This window comes from Geoglobus acetivorans, from assembly GCF_000789255.1.
GTDB classification, from domain to species: Archaea; Halobacteriota; Archaeoglobi; order Archaeoglobales; family Archaeoglobaceae; genus Geoglobus; species Geoglobus acetivorans_B.
Window position 1 is genome coordinate 969,474 of the sequence record NZ_CP009552.1, and the last position, 16,384, is coordinate 985,857.

General features: G+C 48.1%; 21 protein-coding genes and 1 tRNA gene. 10 read left to right on the plus strand and 12 right to left on the minus strand.

The annotated features are described in order from the left end of the window. Position 1 precedes the first annotated feature (1 nt). Positions 2-700, minus strand: coding sequence for a helix-turn-helix domain-containing protein (locus tag GACE_RS05765; protein ID WP_048091924.1), 699 nt, complete (start codon positions 698-700; stop codon positions 2-4). A gap of 45 nt (positions 701-745) precedes the next feature. Next, entirely contained in the window at positions 746-964 is a 219-nt protein-coding gene (locus GACE_RS05770) for a hypothetical protein (RefSeq protein WP_048091926.1), read from the minus strand. Between the two features lie 62 nt (positions 965-1,026). On the opposite strand from GACE_RS05770, the gene GACE_RS05775 reads away from it, so the two are divergent. Beyond that, positions 1,027-2,205, plus strand: a complete 1,179-nt coding sequence (locus GACE_RS05775; protein ID WP_048093713.1) for an inositol-3-phosphate synthase — start codon at positions 1,027-1,029, stop codon at positions 2,203-2,205. Between the two features lie 56 nt (positions 2,206-2,261). Here GACE_RS05775 and tsaA read toward each other — a convergent pair whose 3' ends face one another. The 4 genes from tsaA to GACE_RS05790 form a co-directional block, all read right to left on the minus strand. Beyond that, positions 2,262-2,657 carry a tRNA (N6-threonylcarbamoyladenosine(37)-N6)-methyltransferase TrmO gene (tsaA, locus tag GACE_RS05780; RefSeq protein WP_048091927.1) on the minus strand — a complete coding sequence of 132 codons (396 nt, stop codon included), beginning with the start codon at positions 2,655-2,657 and terminating at the stop codon, positions 2,262-2,264. Positions 2,658-2,925: 268 nt separating this feature from the next. Further along, positions 2,926-3,000: transfer RNA gene (locus tag GACE_RS05785), tRNA-Arg, on the minus strand. Between the two features lie 113 nt (positions 3,001-3,113). Next, positions 3,114-3,248 carry a hypothetical protein gene (locus tag GACE_RS11900; protein WP_318249122.1) on the minus strand — a complete coding sequence of 45 codons (135 nt, stop codon included), beginning with the start codon at positions 3,246-3,248 and terminating at the stop codon, positions 3,114-3,116. Positions 3,249-3,391: 143 nt separating this feature from the next. Further along, positions 3,392-4,450, minus strand: a complete 1,059-nt coding sequence (locus tag GACE_RS05790; protein ID WP_048091929.1) for an AAA family ATPase — start codon at positions 4,448-4,450, stop codon at positions 3,392-3,394. Between the two features lie 44 nt (positions 4,451-4,494). Here GACE_RS05790 and thpR point away from each other — a divergent pair, with 44 nt between their 5' ends. Genes thpR through GACE_RS05805 form a run of 3 tightly spaced genes read left to right on the plus strand, consistent with a single transcriptional unit; the run spans position 4,495 to position 7,076 of the window. Then, positions 4,495-5,037 (plus strand): RNA 2',3'-cyclic phosphodiesterase, encoded by a 543-nt coding sequence (gene thpR, locus GACE_RS05795; protein WP_048091931.1) that lies wholly within the window; start codon positions 4,495-4,497, stop codon positions 5,035-5,037. Positions 5,038-5,040: 3 nt separating this feature from the next. Further along, positions 5,041-6,369, plus strand: coding sequence for a CCA tRNA nucleotidyltransferase (cca, locus tag GACE_RS05800; protein ID WP_048091933.1), 1,329 nt, complete (start codon positions 5,041-5,043; stop codon positions 6,367-6,369). Then, the gene (locus GACE_RS05805; RefSeq protein WP_048091934.1) at positions 6,366-7,076 is read left to right on the plus strand and encodes an MBL fold metallo-hydrolase; all 711 of its coding nucleotides are present in this window, start codon (positions 6,366-6,368) and stop codon (positions 7,074-7,076) included. The genes cca and GACE_RS05805 overlap by 4 nt, the downstream gene beginning before the upstream one ends. 211 nt (positions 7,077-7,287) lie before the next feature. Here GACE_RS05805 and GACE_RS05810 read toward each other — a convergent pair whose 3' ends face one another. From GACE_RS05810 to GACE_RS12045, 3 genes are read right to left on the minus strand one after another with little or no spacing between them, the layout of a single operon-like run. After that, entirely contained in the window at positions 7,288-7,494 is a 207-nt protein-coding gene (locus GACE_RS05810; RefSeq protein WP_048091936.1) for a DUF2283 domain-containing protein, read from the minus strand. Beyond that, a complete protein-coding gene (locus GACE_RS05815) occupies positions 7,475-7,726 on the minus strand; it encodes a DUF4258 domain-containing protein (protein WP_048091938.1) in 252 nt (83 codons plus the stop codon). Before GACE_RS05815 ends, GACE_RS05810 begins: the two co-directional genes overlap by 20 nt. Positions 7,727-7,741: 15 nt before the next feature. Next, the gene (locus GACE_RS12045; RefSeq protein ID WP_449267229.1) at positions 7,742-7,942 is read right to left on the minus strand and encodes a hypothetical protein; all 201 of its coding nucleotides are present in this window, start codon (positions 7,940-7,942) and stop codon (positions 7,742-7,744) included. Positions 7,943-8,641: 699 nt separating this feature from the next. On the opposite strand from GACE_RS12045, the gene GACE_RS05820 reads away from it, so the two are divergent. The 3 genes from GACE_RS05820 (at position 8,642) to GACE_RS05830 (ending at position 12,621) form a co-directional block, all read left to right on the plus strand. Further along, positions 8,642-10,498, plus strand: coding sequence for a threonine--tRNA ligase (locus tag GACE_RS05820; protein WP_048091939.1), 1,857 nt, complete (start codon positions 8,642-8,644; stop codon positions 10,496-10,498). A 4-nt stretch (positions 10,499-10,502) separates the two neighbouring features. Then, on the plus strand, positions 10,503-10,757 hold the full coding sequence (locus GACE_RS05825) for an EMC6-like membrane protein (protein WP_048091941.1): 255 nt from the start codon (positions 10,503-10,505) through the stop codon (positions 10,755-10,757). Positions 10,758-10,851: 94 nt separating this feature from the next. Continuing rightward, positions 10,852-12,621: a ribosome biogenesis/translation initiation ATPase RLI gene (locus tag GACE_RS05830; protein WP_048091942.1), complete on the plus strand. Its 1,770-nt coding sequence runs from the start codon at positions 10,852-10,854 to the stop codon at positions 12,619-12,621. A gap of 67 nt (positions 12,622-12,688) precedes the next feature. Here GACE_RS05830 and GACE_RS05835 read toward each other — a convergent pair whose 3' ends face one another. Continuing rightward, positions 12,689-13,336 (minus strand): 30S ribosomal protein S3ae, encoded by a 648-nt coding sequence (locus GACE_RS05835; protein WP_048091944.1) that lies wholly within the window; start codon positions 13,334-13,336, stop codon positions 12,689-12,691. Positions 13,337-13,710: 374 nt separating this feature from the next. Here GACE_RS05835 and GACE_RS05840 point away from each other — a divergent pair, with 374 nt between their 5' ends. The 3 genes from GACE_RS05840 (at position 13,711) to GACE_RS05850 (ending at position 15,282) form a co-directional block, all read left to right on the plus strand. Continuing rightward, on the plus strand, positions 13,711-14,232 hold the full coding sequence (locus tag GACE_RS05840; RefSeq protein WP_048091946.1) for a hypothetical protein: 522 nt from the start codon (positions 13,711-13,713) through the stop codon (positions 14,230-14,232). A gap of 187 nt (positions 14,233-14,419) precedes the next feature. Beyond that, positions 14,420-14,818 (plus strand): rhodanese-like domain-containing protein, encoded by a 399-nt coding sequence (locus GACE_RS05845; protein WP_052400238.1) that lies wholly within the window; start codon positions 14,420-14,422, stop codon positions 14,816-14,818. Beyond that, positions 14,788-15,282, plus strand: coding sequence for a thioredoxin family protein (locus tag GACE_RS05850; protein ID WP_048091949.1), 495 nt, complete (start codon positions 14,788-14,790; stop codon positions 15,280-15,282). Before GACE_RS05845 ends, GACE_RS05850 begins: the two co-directional genes overlap by 31 nt. 30 nt (positions 15,283-15,312) lie before the next feature. Here the strand turns inward: GACE_RS05850 and GACE_RS05855 are convergent, their stop codons facing one another. Both GACE_RS05855 and GACE_RS05860 read right to left on the minus strand, forming a co-directional pair. Beyond that, positions 15,313-15,846: a hypothetical protein gene (locus GACE_RS05855; RefSeq protein WP_048091951.1), complete on the minus strand. Its 534-nt coding sequence runs from the start codon at positions 15,844-15,846 to the stop codon at positions 15,313-15,315. After that, a complete protein-coding gene (locus GACE_RS05860) occupies positions 15,843-16,289 on the minus strand; it encodes a hypothetical protein (RefSeq protein ID WP_048091953.1) in 447 nt (148 codons plus the stop codon). The genes GACE_RS05855 and GACE_RS05860 overlap by 4 nt, the downstream gene beginning before the upstream one ends. Positions 16,290-16,384: the final 95 nt, after the last annotated feature.

The window sequence follows — 16,384 nt, forward strand, 5'->3', positions numbered from 1 at the left end:
ATCACACCTCCAGCTCCTTCAACCTTTCAACAAGCTCACCCCTCTCAACATCGCTCGCAATCAGATCTATACCCTCAATTTCAGCAATTCTGACGGCCAGCCTGTCCACCTTTCCACCGTTAATTGGATTCAGAACGACGACAGAGGGTTTGAGGTTGGCGACCCTCACGGCGACCATGGGAGACCTTCCCGTGGTAACACCGGTGAAAATCAAAGCCCTTTCGCTCGTAAGCCCGTAAAGCTTGTAAAAGTCATAGCTGCTCAGGGAGAGTATTGCCCTAAGGCTGTCAACAACCGTATGGCCCATGGCCATTCTGCCAAAGTCGGTTATCAGCTCACCATCAATGATATCGGCGAGCCTCTTTGACGGCACCGGCCCGGAGTACTCCGTAATGTCCTGAATAACATCAAACTCCACACCCAGCAAATCCTTATACCTGGAAACGGTCTTCCAGCCCCTCTCCCTGTCTATGTCAAGGAGAGATTCAACAAGCTTTTTGATAAAACTCATACCGGGAGATTTTCTTCTTCCAGCCTCATAATCGCTTATAACGGATGGAGTTATGCCAAGCCTTTCTGCAAGTTCTTTCTGGGAGACTTCGAACAGTGCCCTCCACTTTTTTATCGCTTCACCATAATTTTCAGAAAAAACTATATTTCCAGCAATGATCTCTGCAAATCGTCTGGCTATCAGTTCCATGTGCCAAGTGTAGAAATGAACTTTATAAATTCTTCGATTGGCGAACTATGTTTCGTCCAACAACGATTTGGTGCTGGAGTAGATCACCTCACCGAGCACTGATACGGTCTCCCTGGCATCATCATGAAACCCCATATCGATCTGAGCCGCTATCCTGCCCAGAACCCTGAGCAATTCGTGGAAAAACTCCTTTTTTATGCAGACTCTGCCATCAATCAATTCAAATTCTGCAAGAATCCCGCCAATTTCCTCAATCTCTTTCACAAAACTTTTTAAACCTTTCCGAATTAAAACTTTTCAGATTCACACTTATGGGAGGTGATGATATGAAAATCTGGTTCATCGGTGCTTATGGTATTGTTTCTACTACTGCAATGGCCGGTGGAAAGCTCATAGAGCAGGGCAGGATTGATAACACGGGACTTGTCAGTTCACTTCCTCAGTTTGAAGGAATAGAAAAATACGCACCTCTCAGATTCGAGTTTGGAGGTCATGAGGTAAGAAAAGCGGAGAATGCCTATATAGCAGCACTCCAGCACTGGGAGCAGAACAGGCACTTTGAGAAAGAATACCTTGAAGAGGTGAGAGGTGAGCTTGAACAGATCAGAGCGAGCAAGGGTACTGCCATTAACTGTGGAAGTGGGGTTCAGGCTCTTGGCGAGCTTGAGGTCCTGGAAAACGAGAAAAAAACCCTCGCGGAAATAGTTGAACAGCTGGAAAAAGACCTCAAATCCTTTGCAGACGATGATACCGTCGTCATCAACTCGGCCTCCACTGAGCCGCTGCTCAACTACAGCGAAAAATATCACGGCTCCCTCGACGGTTTTGAAGAGATGATTGAAAACGATGTCAGGGAGCATGCAAGCGCAAGCATACTCTATGCCTACGTTGCGCTGAAAAACCGCATCCCTTACGGAAACTTCACTCCAAGCGCAGGCTCATCAATCCCCGCACTCAAGGAGCTTGCAGTTGAGAAAAAGGTGCCGCATGCTGGCAACGACGGCAAGACCGGAGAGACGCTGGTAAAAACAACCCTCGCACCCATGTTCGCCTACAGGAACCTGAGGGTTCTGGGATGGATGAGCTACAACATTCTGGGGGACCTCGACGGCCTTGTGCTGAGTCACAGGGAGAACAAGGAGAGCAAGGTCATAAGCAAGGACAAGGTTCTCGAAAAGATTTACGGTTATTCACCATTCAGCATCACCCAGATAGAGTACTTCCCGTCACTGGTCGACAACAAGACTGCCTTCGACTTCATACACTTCCAAGGATTCCTGGGAACGCAGATGAAGTTCTACTTCATCTGGGATGCGATCGATGCCATTGTTGCCGCGCCGCTGACCATAGACATCGCCAGATTTCTGCTATTCGCCAAGAAGAAGGGTCTCTACGGAGTCATAAAAGAAATGGGATTCTTCTTCAAGAGCCCGATGGACACGAACAACGTGAACACACACTCTCAGTTCGTTGAGCTTGTGGAGTGGTTCAAAGAAAACATCTAACTCTGCATCATTCAACCCGTTTTTCCATTTTTCCATGGATCGGTGCTTTTCAGGGCTCAGTAGCAATCAATCTCATCAAAAAACGGTTTTATGTCAATAACCGGGGTTCCCGTTACCGCGTCGAGATACCTGACCACCAGCACATTATTTTCGATTTCAAGAAGCTCAACAACCGAAAATCCAATGGGATTCGGTCTTTCGGGGGACCTTATTGAAAACACGCCCCTGACACCATCTGCCCAGGAAGGCTCCACCTTCAAAACGTCTCTCTTAGAAAGGTGGAACCAGTACAGAACGATTATCCTGTCAAACCTTTCGAGTCCCTCCAGACCGTCAGCAAACTCGTCGTAGATTTTTATTCTCGATATTCTGTCGCCAAAAACGCCCTGTCTCGGAGCGCTCTTTCTGTCTGGATAGCCTTCTGTTACTTCCCCTATTGGAATGAGTTCCATACATCCTGACATTGAAAGCCTGTTGATAATGGATTCCATTGCTGTGGTATCCGTGTTGGGAATTCAGGCTCATTCATTTTAGGAGGTTCTCGGCAAATTCTTCCGGTGTGTGAACTTCATCAATCCATTTTAAGTCAGACAGACTGTACGTCAGGGATATTCCCTTCCTGTTTTTTACTGCTGACCTATGAAATGATCCCCAGTCCTGCCTGTCCAGCTTAAAACAGCCACCACCTCAGAAACCACAAAATGCTGACAGGAAAATAAGCGGGCCCGGCGGGATTCGAACCCGCGATCTGCAGCTTAGGAGGCTGCCGCCTTATCCTAGCTAGGCTACGGGCCCCGAAAATATTACTTTAACAAGGGAATACCAAGGGAATATAAAAGTTATGGCAGAGAGCCAGATGATAATGACAATTAATGCAAAAAGTTAAAACCTGAGTGCTGTTTGAACCCTCAGGATATCCTCATTCCCTTCGGAAGGACGCTCGTATTTCCACATGATCTGCAGACGTAATACGAAAACCTCTCATCCTCAGACATGTAGGAGAACCTTCCATCACCGCAGTTGAGACACACCATTTCAATCACCCTTATTAAATGATAAATAGTTAAGATTTAAAAATCTTTCGTTATTAATCATTATGTATCCCCTGCTCCAATACACACATGACATAAAAAGATGTGGCGGGCCAAATACCGGGCAAAAATTAAAGATGCCAAAAGGCCAGAAATTAAACAAACATCTGCTTCGGCGGCTGCTTCGACGGTTTGGACACTCTGCTTATGGATATTATGAAGTCCTCGGTGTTCAGCACGTCCTTCCCCTCGACAATTGCACGATGGAGGGAGGCCTTGATCACCTTTTCAACAAGGTCCCTTCCGGAGAAGCCTTCAGTGACCCTCGCTATCTCACTCAGATCAGCGTTGACCGAAACCGGAAAGTCTGAGAGGTTCTTCTCAAGTATCTTCTGCCTCTCCTCAAGACCCGGCAGCCTGAACTCGATTTCCTCCTCGAATCTGCTTCGAATGGATGCGTCAAGCATATCAATCCTGTTTGTGGCTGCAATCGTGCAGATGCCGTCGTTCATCTCGATCCCATCAAGCTCGGTGAGAAGGGCGTTAACAACCTCGCTCACATCGCCCCTCAGATCCTGATAGCTTCTGTCAAGGGCGATGCTGTCAAATTCATCCAGGAAAACGATGCATGGAGAGAGCTGCCTTGCCCTTTCGTAAAGCTCGTGAATTCTTCTGGCTCCGTCACCAACATGCTCTCCAATAAGCTTGGTGGATTTGACAGAGAGAAACGGAACGTGTGCCTCGTTTGCGAGGGCTTTGGCTGTCATGGTCTTTCCCGTGCCAGGAGGACCGTAAAACAGCACATTCTTTGGAGCCCATTTCCCGAACTTCTTTGGATTTTTGAGATATTCGAGAATTATCCTTGCCTTTTTCTTCGCTTCATCCTGACCAACAACATCCTCGAGCTTAACATCCACAACAAGCTCGGTTGTTATATCGTTTGATTTGCTCTCCACGAGAAATATCGTGCCGTCACCAATCATACCCTCTTCCGGCTCGCAGTTAACAACCTCGAAGGCGAAATCCGGAAACATTCTAACGTCGAATAGCATCTTTCCCTTAAAGATATACTCTCCCTTCCACTGATCCTTAGCATAGCGGTCAAATACCTTCAGGTTGTCCACCTTCGGGTATTCATGATAGCTCGCCTTGAGCGGATAGCCAAGAGGTTTGAGTATGACGTATCTGACCTCTCCTCTACTCTTGCCAGTCATTCAAACCGAAAAACTATTTGAACTTATTAATAATCTTTGCCCTTATGAGACTGTTTGTTGCCATCGATATCAGCGAGGACATCAGAAAAGAGCTTTTGCCACTTCTGTCCCTTCTGTCCAATTACAGAGGAATTAAACCTGTGGAACCGGAGAACCTCCACATCACACTGAAGTTTCTCGGGGAGGTCAATGATGCAAAGGCAGAACTGATAAGGGAAAGGCTGAGGCAGATTCAATTCGAGCCATTTGAGATAAGGTTCGGTGGCATTGGATTCTTTCCGAATTCAAACTACATTAGAGTTATATGGGTTGGTGTGGAAGGGGCCGAGATTTACGGCCTGGCAAAGAACGTCGAGGACAGCATGAAGAGGCTCGGCTTCAGGAAAGACAAGGATTTCAGGGCACACCTCACCGTAGGAAGAGTTAAAAGGATTGGACCCCAGGACAGGGCAAAGCTCCTGAAGGAGCTGGAAGCGTACAGCAGAGAGTACGGGGAGATGGTGGTGGATAAATTCAGTCTGAAGAAATCAACTCTCACACCCAGAGGGCCCATTTATGAAGATGTCGAGGTCTTTGGAGGGTTGTAGACAATGACGGATATTAAAGATGTTATTCAGAAAGTCCTTCCCGAAGTTATTCCCGACGAGAACCTTGTCAGAAAGGCAGAATCGGTTGAGGGAGTCATAAGAGAAAGGCTTGAAACAATCCTCGGAGATTATCCTGAAATCGAGTACAGATTTCTCGGGAGCTACGCAAGAAACACCTGGCTCCCGGAAGGACTTGAAATCGATGTATTTCTTCTTTTCCCCGAAAATTACAGCTTTGAAGAGCTGGAAAAGCTTGGAATAGAGATCGGAAAGCAGGTGGTGGACAGCTACGAATTGAGGTATGCAGCGCATCCCTATGTCCACGGGACTGTGGATGGAGTTGAGATAGACGTCGTGCCGTGTTACAGGCTGAAAAGCCCGGACAGAATCAAGAGTGCAGTGGACAGAACTCCGTTTCACCACGAATGGCTGAAAGACAGAATTAGAGGAAAAGAGGACGATGTTAGGCTCCTGAAGAGATTTCTCAAAGCCGGCGGGATTTACGGTGCGGAATACAAGATCAGGGGTTTTTCCGGTTATCTGTGTGAGCTTCTTATTGTTTTTTACGGTTCTTTTGAAAACCTTGTAAGGAAAGCATCCCGCTGGAGAAGGGATCTTGTTATAGACATCGAGAACGGAGAGACCAGAGTGGAAAAGGGCCTTCAGAACATCTTCGTCATAGACCCGGTTGACAGGAAGAGGAACGTTGCCGCAAACCTGAGCGTTGACAGCCTCGCAAAATTCATAGAGAGATGCAGGCTCTTCCTCAATAACCCTTCCGAGGAGTTTTTCATCGCAAAAGACAGTTCAGTCAGTGTGGAGAGGCTGAATTGCGAGCTTGAAAACAGATTTGTCTGTGCAGTTGTTTTTGAAAGACCGCCAATAGTTGAGGACAACCTGTACACGCAGCTTGAAAGGGCAGAGAAGAGAATAAAAAAGCTGCTCGAGGAGAATGAGTTTCAGGTGATGAGAACGGGACACCACGCAGGGCAGAAATGCTACCTGCTATTTGAGACCCTTTCTGGAGAGGTTTCCGGAGTTAAAAAGCATTACGGGCCAAAAATCGAGAGCTATGAAAACTCAATGAAGTTCATCCGGAAGAACAGGGAATACAGCAGGTTTTTCGAGAACGGCAGGTACGTCACTTACAGAACGAGAAGACTGAAAAAGGTGGAGCAGGTCATAGAACACGCCATACGAACCCAGCACGAGTCGATGGGAAAGGATGTCTCGGACTTCATAAGAAACGGATGCGTGTATTCCGGAAAGGAGATTCTGAAGCTCGATGAGCTTCTCCACACCCTGGCGGACTTTCTGGGGGTGAAAGGGTGAAAATCACGTTCCTCGGCACGGGTGTTGCAGTCAGCTTGGCAGAAAAGGCACAGCAGTCTATTCTGATCGAGGACGACAGGCTCGTGCTGGTGGACTGCGGATTCGGAACAATGCTCAGGCTCCAGCAGGCGGGGTATGATGTTACAGACCTCGATGCGGTGGTTCTGACCCACTTCCACCTCGACCACTGCGGAGAGCTGATGGGAATCCTGAAAGCAAGGTGGCTGAGCGGTGCAGGAAAACTGAAAATCTACGCCCCTAAAGGGGCTGAGAGCTTCCATAACAGCTTCCTGTCAGCTTCGCCATACCTCCTGGGAAAACTCGACTTCGGAGTTTTGGAGCTGGAAGATGGCGAGAGGTTCATGATAGGCAGTATGAGGTTCGAGGCGAGGAAGACGAGGCACTCCTTGGAGAGCTTGGGGTATGTAATAAACGGCGTGCTGATTTCGGGAGACACGTCCGCCTTCCCTGAGCTTTACGAAGACGTGGAGGTGACAGTACACGAGATGTCACTCGATTTTGGGGGACGGGCAGATTACCACACATCTCCGGAGAATCTTGCGGAAAACGCGGAGAGTGTGAGGGAAGCATACCTGATCCACCTGTATCCTCCAGCATACGGAAACCGGGAGAAAATTGCGGAATTTCTCAGGAAGAAGGGAGTTGCGGCAGAGTTTCCTGATGACCTTGAGGTGCTGTCCCTGTAGCGGTTCAGCTTTACCATGTGATGCTCGTATTTGCTTTCGATCTGATTTTGATCTGTCCTCCCGCGTCGCCTGAGGGCAGATGGGTGCAAAATGCCAGCTGGACTTTCAGAAACCCCATGCTGGTCTGGTTCTAACTCTTTTTTAAGCTCTTCTTTCAATCCATTAAAGGTTTGATTTTAACCTGAGAGCGTAATACTCAAGAATCCCTAACTCAAACCTTCGCCTTTACCATCTTCGCCACAAACTCCCTCTGCTCCTCTGCAAGCTTTGGCAGGAGTATCTCTATCCCCATAACGTCTCCGTTCTCGTCAAGATCCACGATAACGTTGTCTGCTAACGGCTCCGACTCTACCGCTTTACCCTTTTTGAACCTTATGAACATGGCATTGACATCTGGATCAAACTCCACCGAAACCATGCCCTATCAGCCTCTTTCTATCTACATTTAAAGTTGTTACCACAACTATTTCATTATTTCGTTCCTCGTAGATTACAACGATGTATTTCCCTCCAAACTGCCTGAAAGCCGCTTTTCTTCCAAACTTCACGTAAATTACTTCCGCTGGTTCTCTGATCACGAGCTCAACCTGCTCAGGTTCAACCCCTCTCTCTTTGGCTCTCTTCAGTGCATGACCTGAGAACCTGATCATCGCATCACTCCGGCCTCAAAATGCTGACATCTCTGCAAACTCCTCGATAGCCCTTTCAACCCTTTCCAAGGGCAGCATGTATATCAGCATCCTCCAGAACTCCATCACCAGATTTTCCCTCATCTCCACCCTGATCTGTTCACTTTCAATCCCTTCAAGGTCTGATTTTAACAGAATGTTTGTATATCCTCCGAGAATTAGGAAATAATCTTTCAATCCCTTCAAGGTCTGATTTTAACATATAGAAAAGGTAAAGGAGCAGGTTGAAGTAATAAACCTTTCAATCCCTTCAAGGTCTGATTTTAACCCAAATGATGAATATCTTGAGTTTAAGGATGACAAACTTTCAATCCCTTCAAGGTCTGATTTTAACCTCCTGTAATATTCCCCCAGATTCCTATAAAAAGCTTTCTTCTCTTTTCTTTCATTTAAATACTGCAGCGAACCTCCGGTGATGCGGGTTATTTATAACGTTGTGCGACTTTTATCCTGGGGTTTGTTTTTCGATTGTGGATTTTTTACGGGTTTTTTACTGAATTTGAGTAAATCTGTCAGGGAAGGGTTGGAGAATAAAAATAAACTGGCTCAGTTTCAGGAAAGGAGGAAGTGAAAATTAAAAGTTTATGCTATAAAAATAGCTGATAATAAGATGTGCGACTGGATTTGCAGGCTCAGATTCTCTAATGAAATGCAATCCACAGCCAGAATCGATAAAAAAGCAAAGTTATCGTGTTCCGGTATGGGGCTGTCATGTCTGCATTGATATGCTGGAGAGGTCGGCAGGTATGAGACTGCACCCGAGCTGAGGGCTTTGATGTCTGCTCTCCCGTACACCTTCCCGATTTCGGGAAGAGTTGCATCGCTGAACAGCAGGGATGTCGAAAACTTTAAAGCCTTCCCGTATTTTTAGCCCCCATGAAAATACTCCTGCTTCACTCGGACTACATCGAGTATGAGGTCAAGAAGAAGACAAAACTTGCCGAACCGTTTGAGGGCAAGGGTGAGAGAGTAGATGAAGCCCTTGTGGTTTTCATTTCTGTCGAAAAAGGAGATACGGAAGACACAGCACTAAAAGCCGTTGAGGAAATAACCGACGTGGCCAGAAAGGTCAATGCCGAGAAGGTTGTTCTCTATCCTTACGCTCACCTCTCATCAAATCTCGCCGACCCGGAAACAGCTGTAAAGCTCCTCAAATTCATGGAGGAAAATCTCTCCTCAGATTTTGAGGTTCACCGCTCACCGTTCGGATGGTACAAGGCCTTCAAAATCTCATGCAAGGGGCACCCTCTCAGCGAGCTTTCCAGAGAGATCAGGGGAGAGGATACTGAGGTAACTCAGGCGCTGAGGGACGAGGAGAAGGCGAAGAGCTACTGGTACATCCTCACTCCTGAGAAGGAGCTTGTTGAGGTTGAGAAGTTCGACTTCAGCAACCACCCCAACCTGAAGAAGTTCGTGGACTACGAAATATCGAAGAGGAGAGCCGTGGATCGCGTACCACCCCACGTCGAGCTGATGAAGAGGCTCGAAATTGCAGACTATGAAGATGCATCGGACAGCGGACACATGCGCTACTACCCAAACGGCAGGCTGATAAAGAGCCTGCTGGAAACCTTCGTTACCGAGAAGTGCATTGAGTACGGGGCGATGGAGGTGGAGACTCCAATAATGTATGACAGGGCACATCCCACGCTGAGAAAGTACCTGGAGAGGTTTCCGGCCAGACAGTACATAATAAAGGGGGATAAGAGGGACTTCTTCCTGAGGTTTGCCGCCTGCTTCGGCCAGTTTTTAATGACGTCTCAGGCCACGATAACCTACAGGCACCTCCCGCTCAAAATGTACGAACTCACCCGGTACTCCTTCAGGAAGGAGCAGAGAGGAGAGCTTGTGGGACTGAGGAGGCTGAGGGCCTTCACCATGCCCGACATGCACACAGTAGTCAGGGACATTGAAGAGGCGAAGGAGGAGTTCTACAACCAGTACAAGCTGTCGGTGGAGGTGCTGAGAGAGATAGGGCTTGAGCCTGAAGATTATGAGGTTGCCATCAGGATAACCAAAGATTTCTATGAAGAAAACAGGGAGTTCATCCACTCGATAGCAGAAGTTCTGAACAAGCCCATACTCATCGAGATGTGGGACAGGAGGTTCTTCTACTTCGTGCTGAAGTTCGAGTTCAACTTCGTCGATGCGCTCGACAAAGCCTCTGCCCTATCAACGGTCCAGATTGACGTGGAGAATGCGGAGAGGTACGGAATTACCTACGTGGACTCAGATGGCAGGGAAAAACACCCGCTCATCCTGCACTGCTCTGCGAGCGGTGCGATTGAGAGGGTGATGTACTCCCTGCTTGAAAAGGAGTACATGAAAGCAGAGGAGGGAAGACTCCCAATGCTGCCCGTGTGGCTCTCCCCAACGCAGGTCAGGATAATTCCGATAGCCGAAAGGCATCTCGAAAAGGCAATGGAGATTGCGGAAATTCTCAGAGCTAACAGGATAAGGGCGGATGTCGATGACAGGGAGGAAACCACAGGTAAGAAAGTGAGGGATGCCGCAACCCAGTGGATACCGTACGTGGTGGTCATAGGGGATAAGGAGCTGGAGAGCGGAAGGCTCAGCGTTACCGTCAGAAAGGAATCGACCAAGGAAAGGCAGAAGAAGGTCGAGATGACTGTGGAGGAGCTGATCGAAGAGGTTAAGAAGGAGTGCGAGGGCAGACCATACAAGCCACTCCCCATGCCCGTGCTGCTATCAAAAAGACCATCTATGAGGTGATGATATGGAAAAAAATCTTCTGAAAACGTTTGTGCCGCTGATTGTTGGTATATTTGCCGGAGTGCTGTCATACTTCGTCACGGGCGATCTCCGAACAAGGGATCCCGTGGGAATCATAGTGCTCGTTTTCTTCATCTATCTCCACAAGCTCATACTTCCGAGGTATGGCGTTGAAATCGAATCAAAGGACTGGGTGGGAATAGGCTTTCTGACACTCGCAACCTGGTACATCTCCTGGACGATTCTGCTGAACCTGTGAACACCCCCAATTTATTTTTCGCCTGAGGTCATAACCCGGAGGTCAGCAGGCAATCCCGGAACTCTTATATTCAGCTCAGGTTTCCAACAACCGGATGAGCCTGAGGATCGCTGTTGTTGACAGGGAGCGATGTCAGCCCAAGAAGTGCGGACAGGAGTGCCTGAAGTACTGCCCCGTTGTAAGAACGGGAGGAGAGGCAATAGTTATCGAGGAAAAAGCAATCATAAGTGAGGAACTCTGCCAGGGATGCGGTATATGTGTCAAAAAATGTCCGTTCGAGGCGATAACAATAGTTGGCCTGCCATCACAGCTTGAGGGTCATGAGGTTCATCGCTACGGTAAAAACGGTTTTGTTCTGTACAATCTGCCCGTACCGAGAAAGGGACATGTTGTCGGCATTCTCGGCCCGAACGGGACAGGTAAGAGTACTGCTCTGAAAATCCTCTCGGGTCAGCTCATACCCAACCTCGGAAAGGAGGAGGCAGACTGGGACGAGGTCCTCGACAGATTCCAGGGAACAGAGCTTTTTGACTACCTCAGGTCTCTTGCAGACGGTGGTGTGAGGGTCAGCGTCAAACCCCAGTACATCGAGGGCATCCCCAAGGTTTACAAAGGAAAGGCAATGGATCTGCTCTCCAAGGTTGACGAAAGAGGCGAACTTGACGAGTACATAGATAAGCTGAACCTGAGAAACGCCGTGAACAGAGATATAAAGGATCTGAGCGGTGGAGAGCTGCAGAGAGTTGCGATAGCGGCATGTCTGCTGAGAGATGCAGACTTCTACTTCCTGGACGAGATAACATCGTATCTCGACATATACCAGAGGATAGAGTCGGCAAAGGTTGTCAGAGAGGTGGCAGAAAAGAGGCCGGTTATGATAGTCGAGCATGATCTTGCCATACTTGACATGCTCGCAGACTACGTCCACATAAGCTACGGTGAGCCTGCTGTGTATGGCGTCATAACAAACGCAAAGGGAGTCAGAGTGGGAATCAACCAGTATCTGAGAGGACATCTGGCCGAGGAGAACATAAGGATCAGGGAAAAGGAGATTGAATTCGAGATATTCCAGCCATCGGAGGGCGTTCAGGAGGAGGTCCTCATCGAATATCCGGCATTCAGAAAGAGCTTTGAGAACTTCACACTCGAAGCTGAGAAAGGAGATTTCAGGGTTGGAGAGGTTGTGGGCGTTCTGGGTCCAAACGCAACCGGTAAAAGTACCTTCGTGAAGGTTCTTGCTGGAGTGCTTGAGGATGACGAGAAGAAGGTAGATCTGGACGTGAAGGTATCCTACAAACCCCAGTACGTGAAGGGAGATATCTCAATGCCCGTCATAAGCTTCCTGAGAAGCATAAACCCGATGGTCGAGTCATCATACTACAGGACCGAATACCTAAAGCCACTCCAGCTTGAGAAAATTCTCGAAAAGAACATTGATGAACTGAGTGGTGGAGAGCTGCAGAGAGTTGCGATAGCGGCATGTCTGCTGAGAGATGCAGACCTCTACCTCCTGGACGAGCCTTCAGCCCACCTCGATGTCGAGCAGAGGACGGAAGTTGCGAGAATTCTGAAAAGGTTTGCCATGAACAACAGCAAAACCGTGCTCGTGGTTGACCACGACATCTACCTAGTGGACATGCTTTCGGATAGAGTCATGGTCTTCGAGGGCGAGCCCGGAAAGAGGGGTGTGGCAAGAAAGCCCGCAAGTCTGAGGGACGGAATGAACAGATTCCTCAGAAACCTCGACATAACGTTCAGGAGAGATGAGGAAACCAAAAGGCCGAGAATAAACAAACCGGAGTCAAGGCTTGACAGAGAGCAGAAAACCGCTGGCGAGTATTACTACTACGTGAGAGAGAACTGAAACAGATGAAACATATCCCAATTCAGGCCCATTTTTTAATTTAAATTCGCAAAAATAAAAAGGTGGATTACTGAGCCTCGGCCTCAACCTTCTCCCCAGACTCTGAAAGGCTTTCGGCTGTTACCTTTGGTTCCTTAAGCAGTTCGATCTTCCTGATCTCAACTCTTCTGAGCGGATAAACCTTCTTTGCCTCCCTGTAAATCTCTGACGGGATCTTTCCGAGGATCGCCTCCTGCAGGAACTGAACGAAGTTGAGCTTTGAGGCCTTTTCCTTGACTATTTCGTTCATGACCTTCCTGATAACCCTCTTCTGAGAGCTCTGGCACCTCTTTACCGTGAATGCAACGGTTTTAACCCTGATGATGTAACCATCGGCTGTCTGAACATCCACAATGTCCTCAATCTTGCTCGTTCTCCTTCTTGTAAGGCTGTTCAGATAGTCCCTGGTAAGCTCAAACCTGTGGAACTTGGTGTATGCGTTCTCTCCTGCAACCCTGTAAACCTTGAATACAAGCTTCTTGTACGGATTCTGGTTCGAGTAGTCGTTGGTGAGCTCGGCAAGTGTAACCTCCACCGTCCTGTTGAGGACCTTGTTCTCGTCATCCGCTGGCGTGTAACCTACCTCTGCCATTCCAAAGTATTCCGGAGCGATGAGCGTAAACCATTTCTTCATCGTCCACTTATCCTTAACTCTTGCCTGTCTCCTCCTCGCCATCTTAACACCCCTTAACCTCTGGAAACCTGACGCTATTAATAAACTTTTTGTGCTTCCAGTGTACAGTTCCGGAAGTCCTTTCAGGCCGTACCCTCAAACCTCCGATGACCGGGTGCAGGCTGATGAAACAGCATTCCCCTACAGCCCCAACCATCAGACCACATAACCAATGAGGTGAACAGCATCACACAAAAAACAGAACCCGCATCCTTTCTGTGCCTGTATCAGAAAACCCAACATCTCGAAAATCCATTTTGAACCATCTTCTGCCAGGATAAACCGTTCTGAAACATCTCCTCTTCATTTCACACCTCGTTTTAACCCCCAAGACCTATTGCCCCTGAGCACATACTGGTGATCAGAGGTGATGTGAGATGAAGAAGAGCGGTTTGATAGCCGGTGTGGTTATAGGCCTGATGGCCCTTGCGGTGTATACAGCCTCGGCCCACATGGGTGGTTTCGGTTACGGCTATGGCTACGGAATGCTTGGCATGATGGGGCCCATGATGGGGTACGGCTTTGGCTACCCCATGATGGGAGGATACGATGCGGATGATGGCTATCCACTGCCCGCCTACGGAAACCAGGGACAGGTTGATCTGGTCGATGTTGAGGGAAAGGTGTCTGCGGTGTACATGATGGGAGTCGTGCTGGACAGTGGAAAGTACGTGACGATGCCCTGGTGGTTCGCCGCAAACCTTGGGATAAAGCAGGGAGATGACGTCAGGGTTAAGGGCCTCGAGTACGGGAACTCGATAATCCCTGTGTACATTGAGGCCAATGGTCAGAGCCTTGGGGACGAGAACTCAAACATTCCGGTGTGGATGCAGGGAGTTCAGCAGTACGGCTACGGCTATGGATACGGCTACGCTCACTGCCCCATGATGGGGTGGTAGTATTTCTCAATTTTTAATACCATTCTTCAAAACTTCTGAGCTATCGGTTGTTCAAAAAATTATTATACACTCAGTGTAAAATAAGATTGATGATTGCGAAAAGTTATGGAAAAACGCCGGATAAAGGTTCCGGGCGGTATTGGCCGTGTGTTGTATATGGTAGAAAGTTTCTACGGGAGGTGATGCTGTGAACTCGAAAATTATCACTGCTGCAGTCATACTCGCAGTTGTTGCGTATCTGCTCTACACCAGCTACGTTCTGTTTCCGAAAAAGAGGGCATACCAGTCCGTTTCGCCGGAGGAGTTTTACCGCATGATACAGAGCGGGGACGTTTTTGTCATAGACGTGCATGTTCCCAAACAGAAACACATTCCGGGCACGAACGCCTGGATTCCTTACGACAGGATTGACGAGTATTCAGACCTGCTGCCAAAAGACAAGTCCACAAAGATACTGGTTTACTGCAGAAGCGGACACATGAGCAAAATGGCCGCTTCAAAGCTTGCTCAGATGGGCTACGAGAACATCTACGAGCTTGATGGTGGTGTCATCGCATGGCAGGAAGCAGGATTACCATACTCATAGCCCTATTTCTCATTTTATCGGGGCTGTTCATCATCCTGAAAAATCCGGCAGAGGACAGTTCTGATCTGCCAGTAAAATTCTATTCCTACAGTGAGGGTCTCAAACTCGCTGAGAGGGAAAACAGACCTGTTCTCGTTTATATACATTCAGACACCTGCCACGTGTGCAAGGCCTTCCTTGAAGACCTGAAGAAGTACGAGGACCTCCAGAATGCCATAAACAAATTCATACCGGTCAAGGTTGACTTCAACAGCGAAAGGCTTCTCGCCCTTAAATTTGGAGCAACGGGCACACCGGAATTCTACGTTCTCTACCCCAACGGAAGCATCATGGAGATAAACGGAAGAAAAATGGCATTCATAGGTTATTCCGGCTCACCGGACAACGAAGCAATGAGAAAGTCCCTGATATCGTTTCTTGAAGCAGCAATTCATCAGTGGAATGCCATCAGACCTGTTTCCTGATCGGTCATCACCCATTTTTTAAAAAATGAACTAAATGTACCTGTAAGGCTCGGAAACATACCACAGCAAAAGAACTGCTGCTGAAAGAACAAGCAGAGCGTTTCTCATTTTCATGTAATCCACTACCATCAGCTTCGAGAGCAAGGCACCTTCAGAGTAAAGGTTCCATCTCTGGACTATCGAGAGCATCCATGCAACCCCGACAACGCTCGATGCTGCACCTATCAGAAAGAAGAGTTCGGTATATCGGGAAAGGAACAGGCCCAGGCCCACTCCGGCGAACGGTATGAAGTCAGTTACATGGTGAAGACAGCATGCAACCATGCTTCCCGCTGTTACCGGAGTGCTTGCAACGGCACTGCAGCTCTTGCCAAATGACCTTATGTGGGTGTAAAGCGCAACCTGGATGCCGAAGCCGGCATCAATCACGGCAATGTACGGCAGGTAATTTCTGAAATTCCAGTAAACTGCCTCAATTCCACCAGCAAGGTAATTTATGGAGGCATAGAAAACAAGCAGTAAAATTGAAGAGACCAGCCCGTAAACTATCCTCCTGTCGGTCATATTCTCCACTCCAGAACCCTTGTGCTGTCCAGCTCGATCACGAGCCTGAATTTTTTCTCCTTTTTAATCAGCTCCAGCGCACCCTCGGGGAAAGTGAAAACACCGTATCTGTGATGTCCCCACGAACTGTCGTCCTCCTTCCACTCAATGGGCCTGTATTTCTCTCCGTCAACCTCGAGAAACGTTTTGTTGAGCATATCATAGGTGTAAAGGTCCCCGGAGTGGGTATCAAGTCTGACATATATCGCCGGCCTGCTCATGTCCGGATACATCGGATTGAGAAAGACAGCAGTAACCTGAATGTTTCCGGGACTTATCTTTGTCAGATCTTCCTCACTCAATCCCTCACCAAAGCCTGACGTTCCTGAAGTGTTTTTGAAGGATAGCAGAACTACTGCGACTCCCAGAACGACAATCAACAGAGCTACTTTCCTCAAGTCCATATTTTACATTAGACGTAAAACAGTATAAAAATATTTCTACACCACCCGGCACATCAGCAGGACCGCAAGCATATTGCTGAGATGCATCAGCAAAT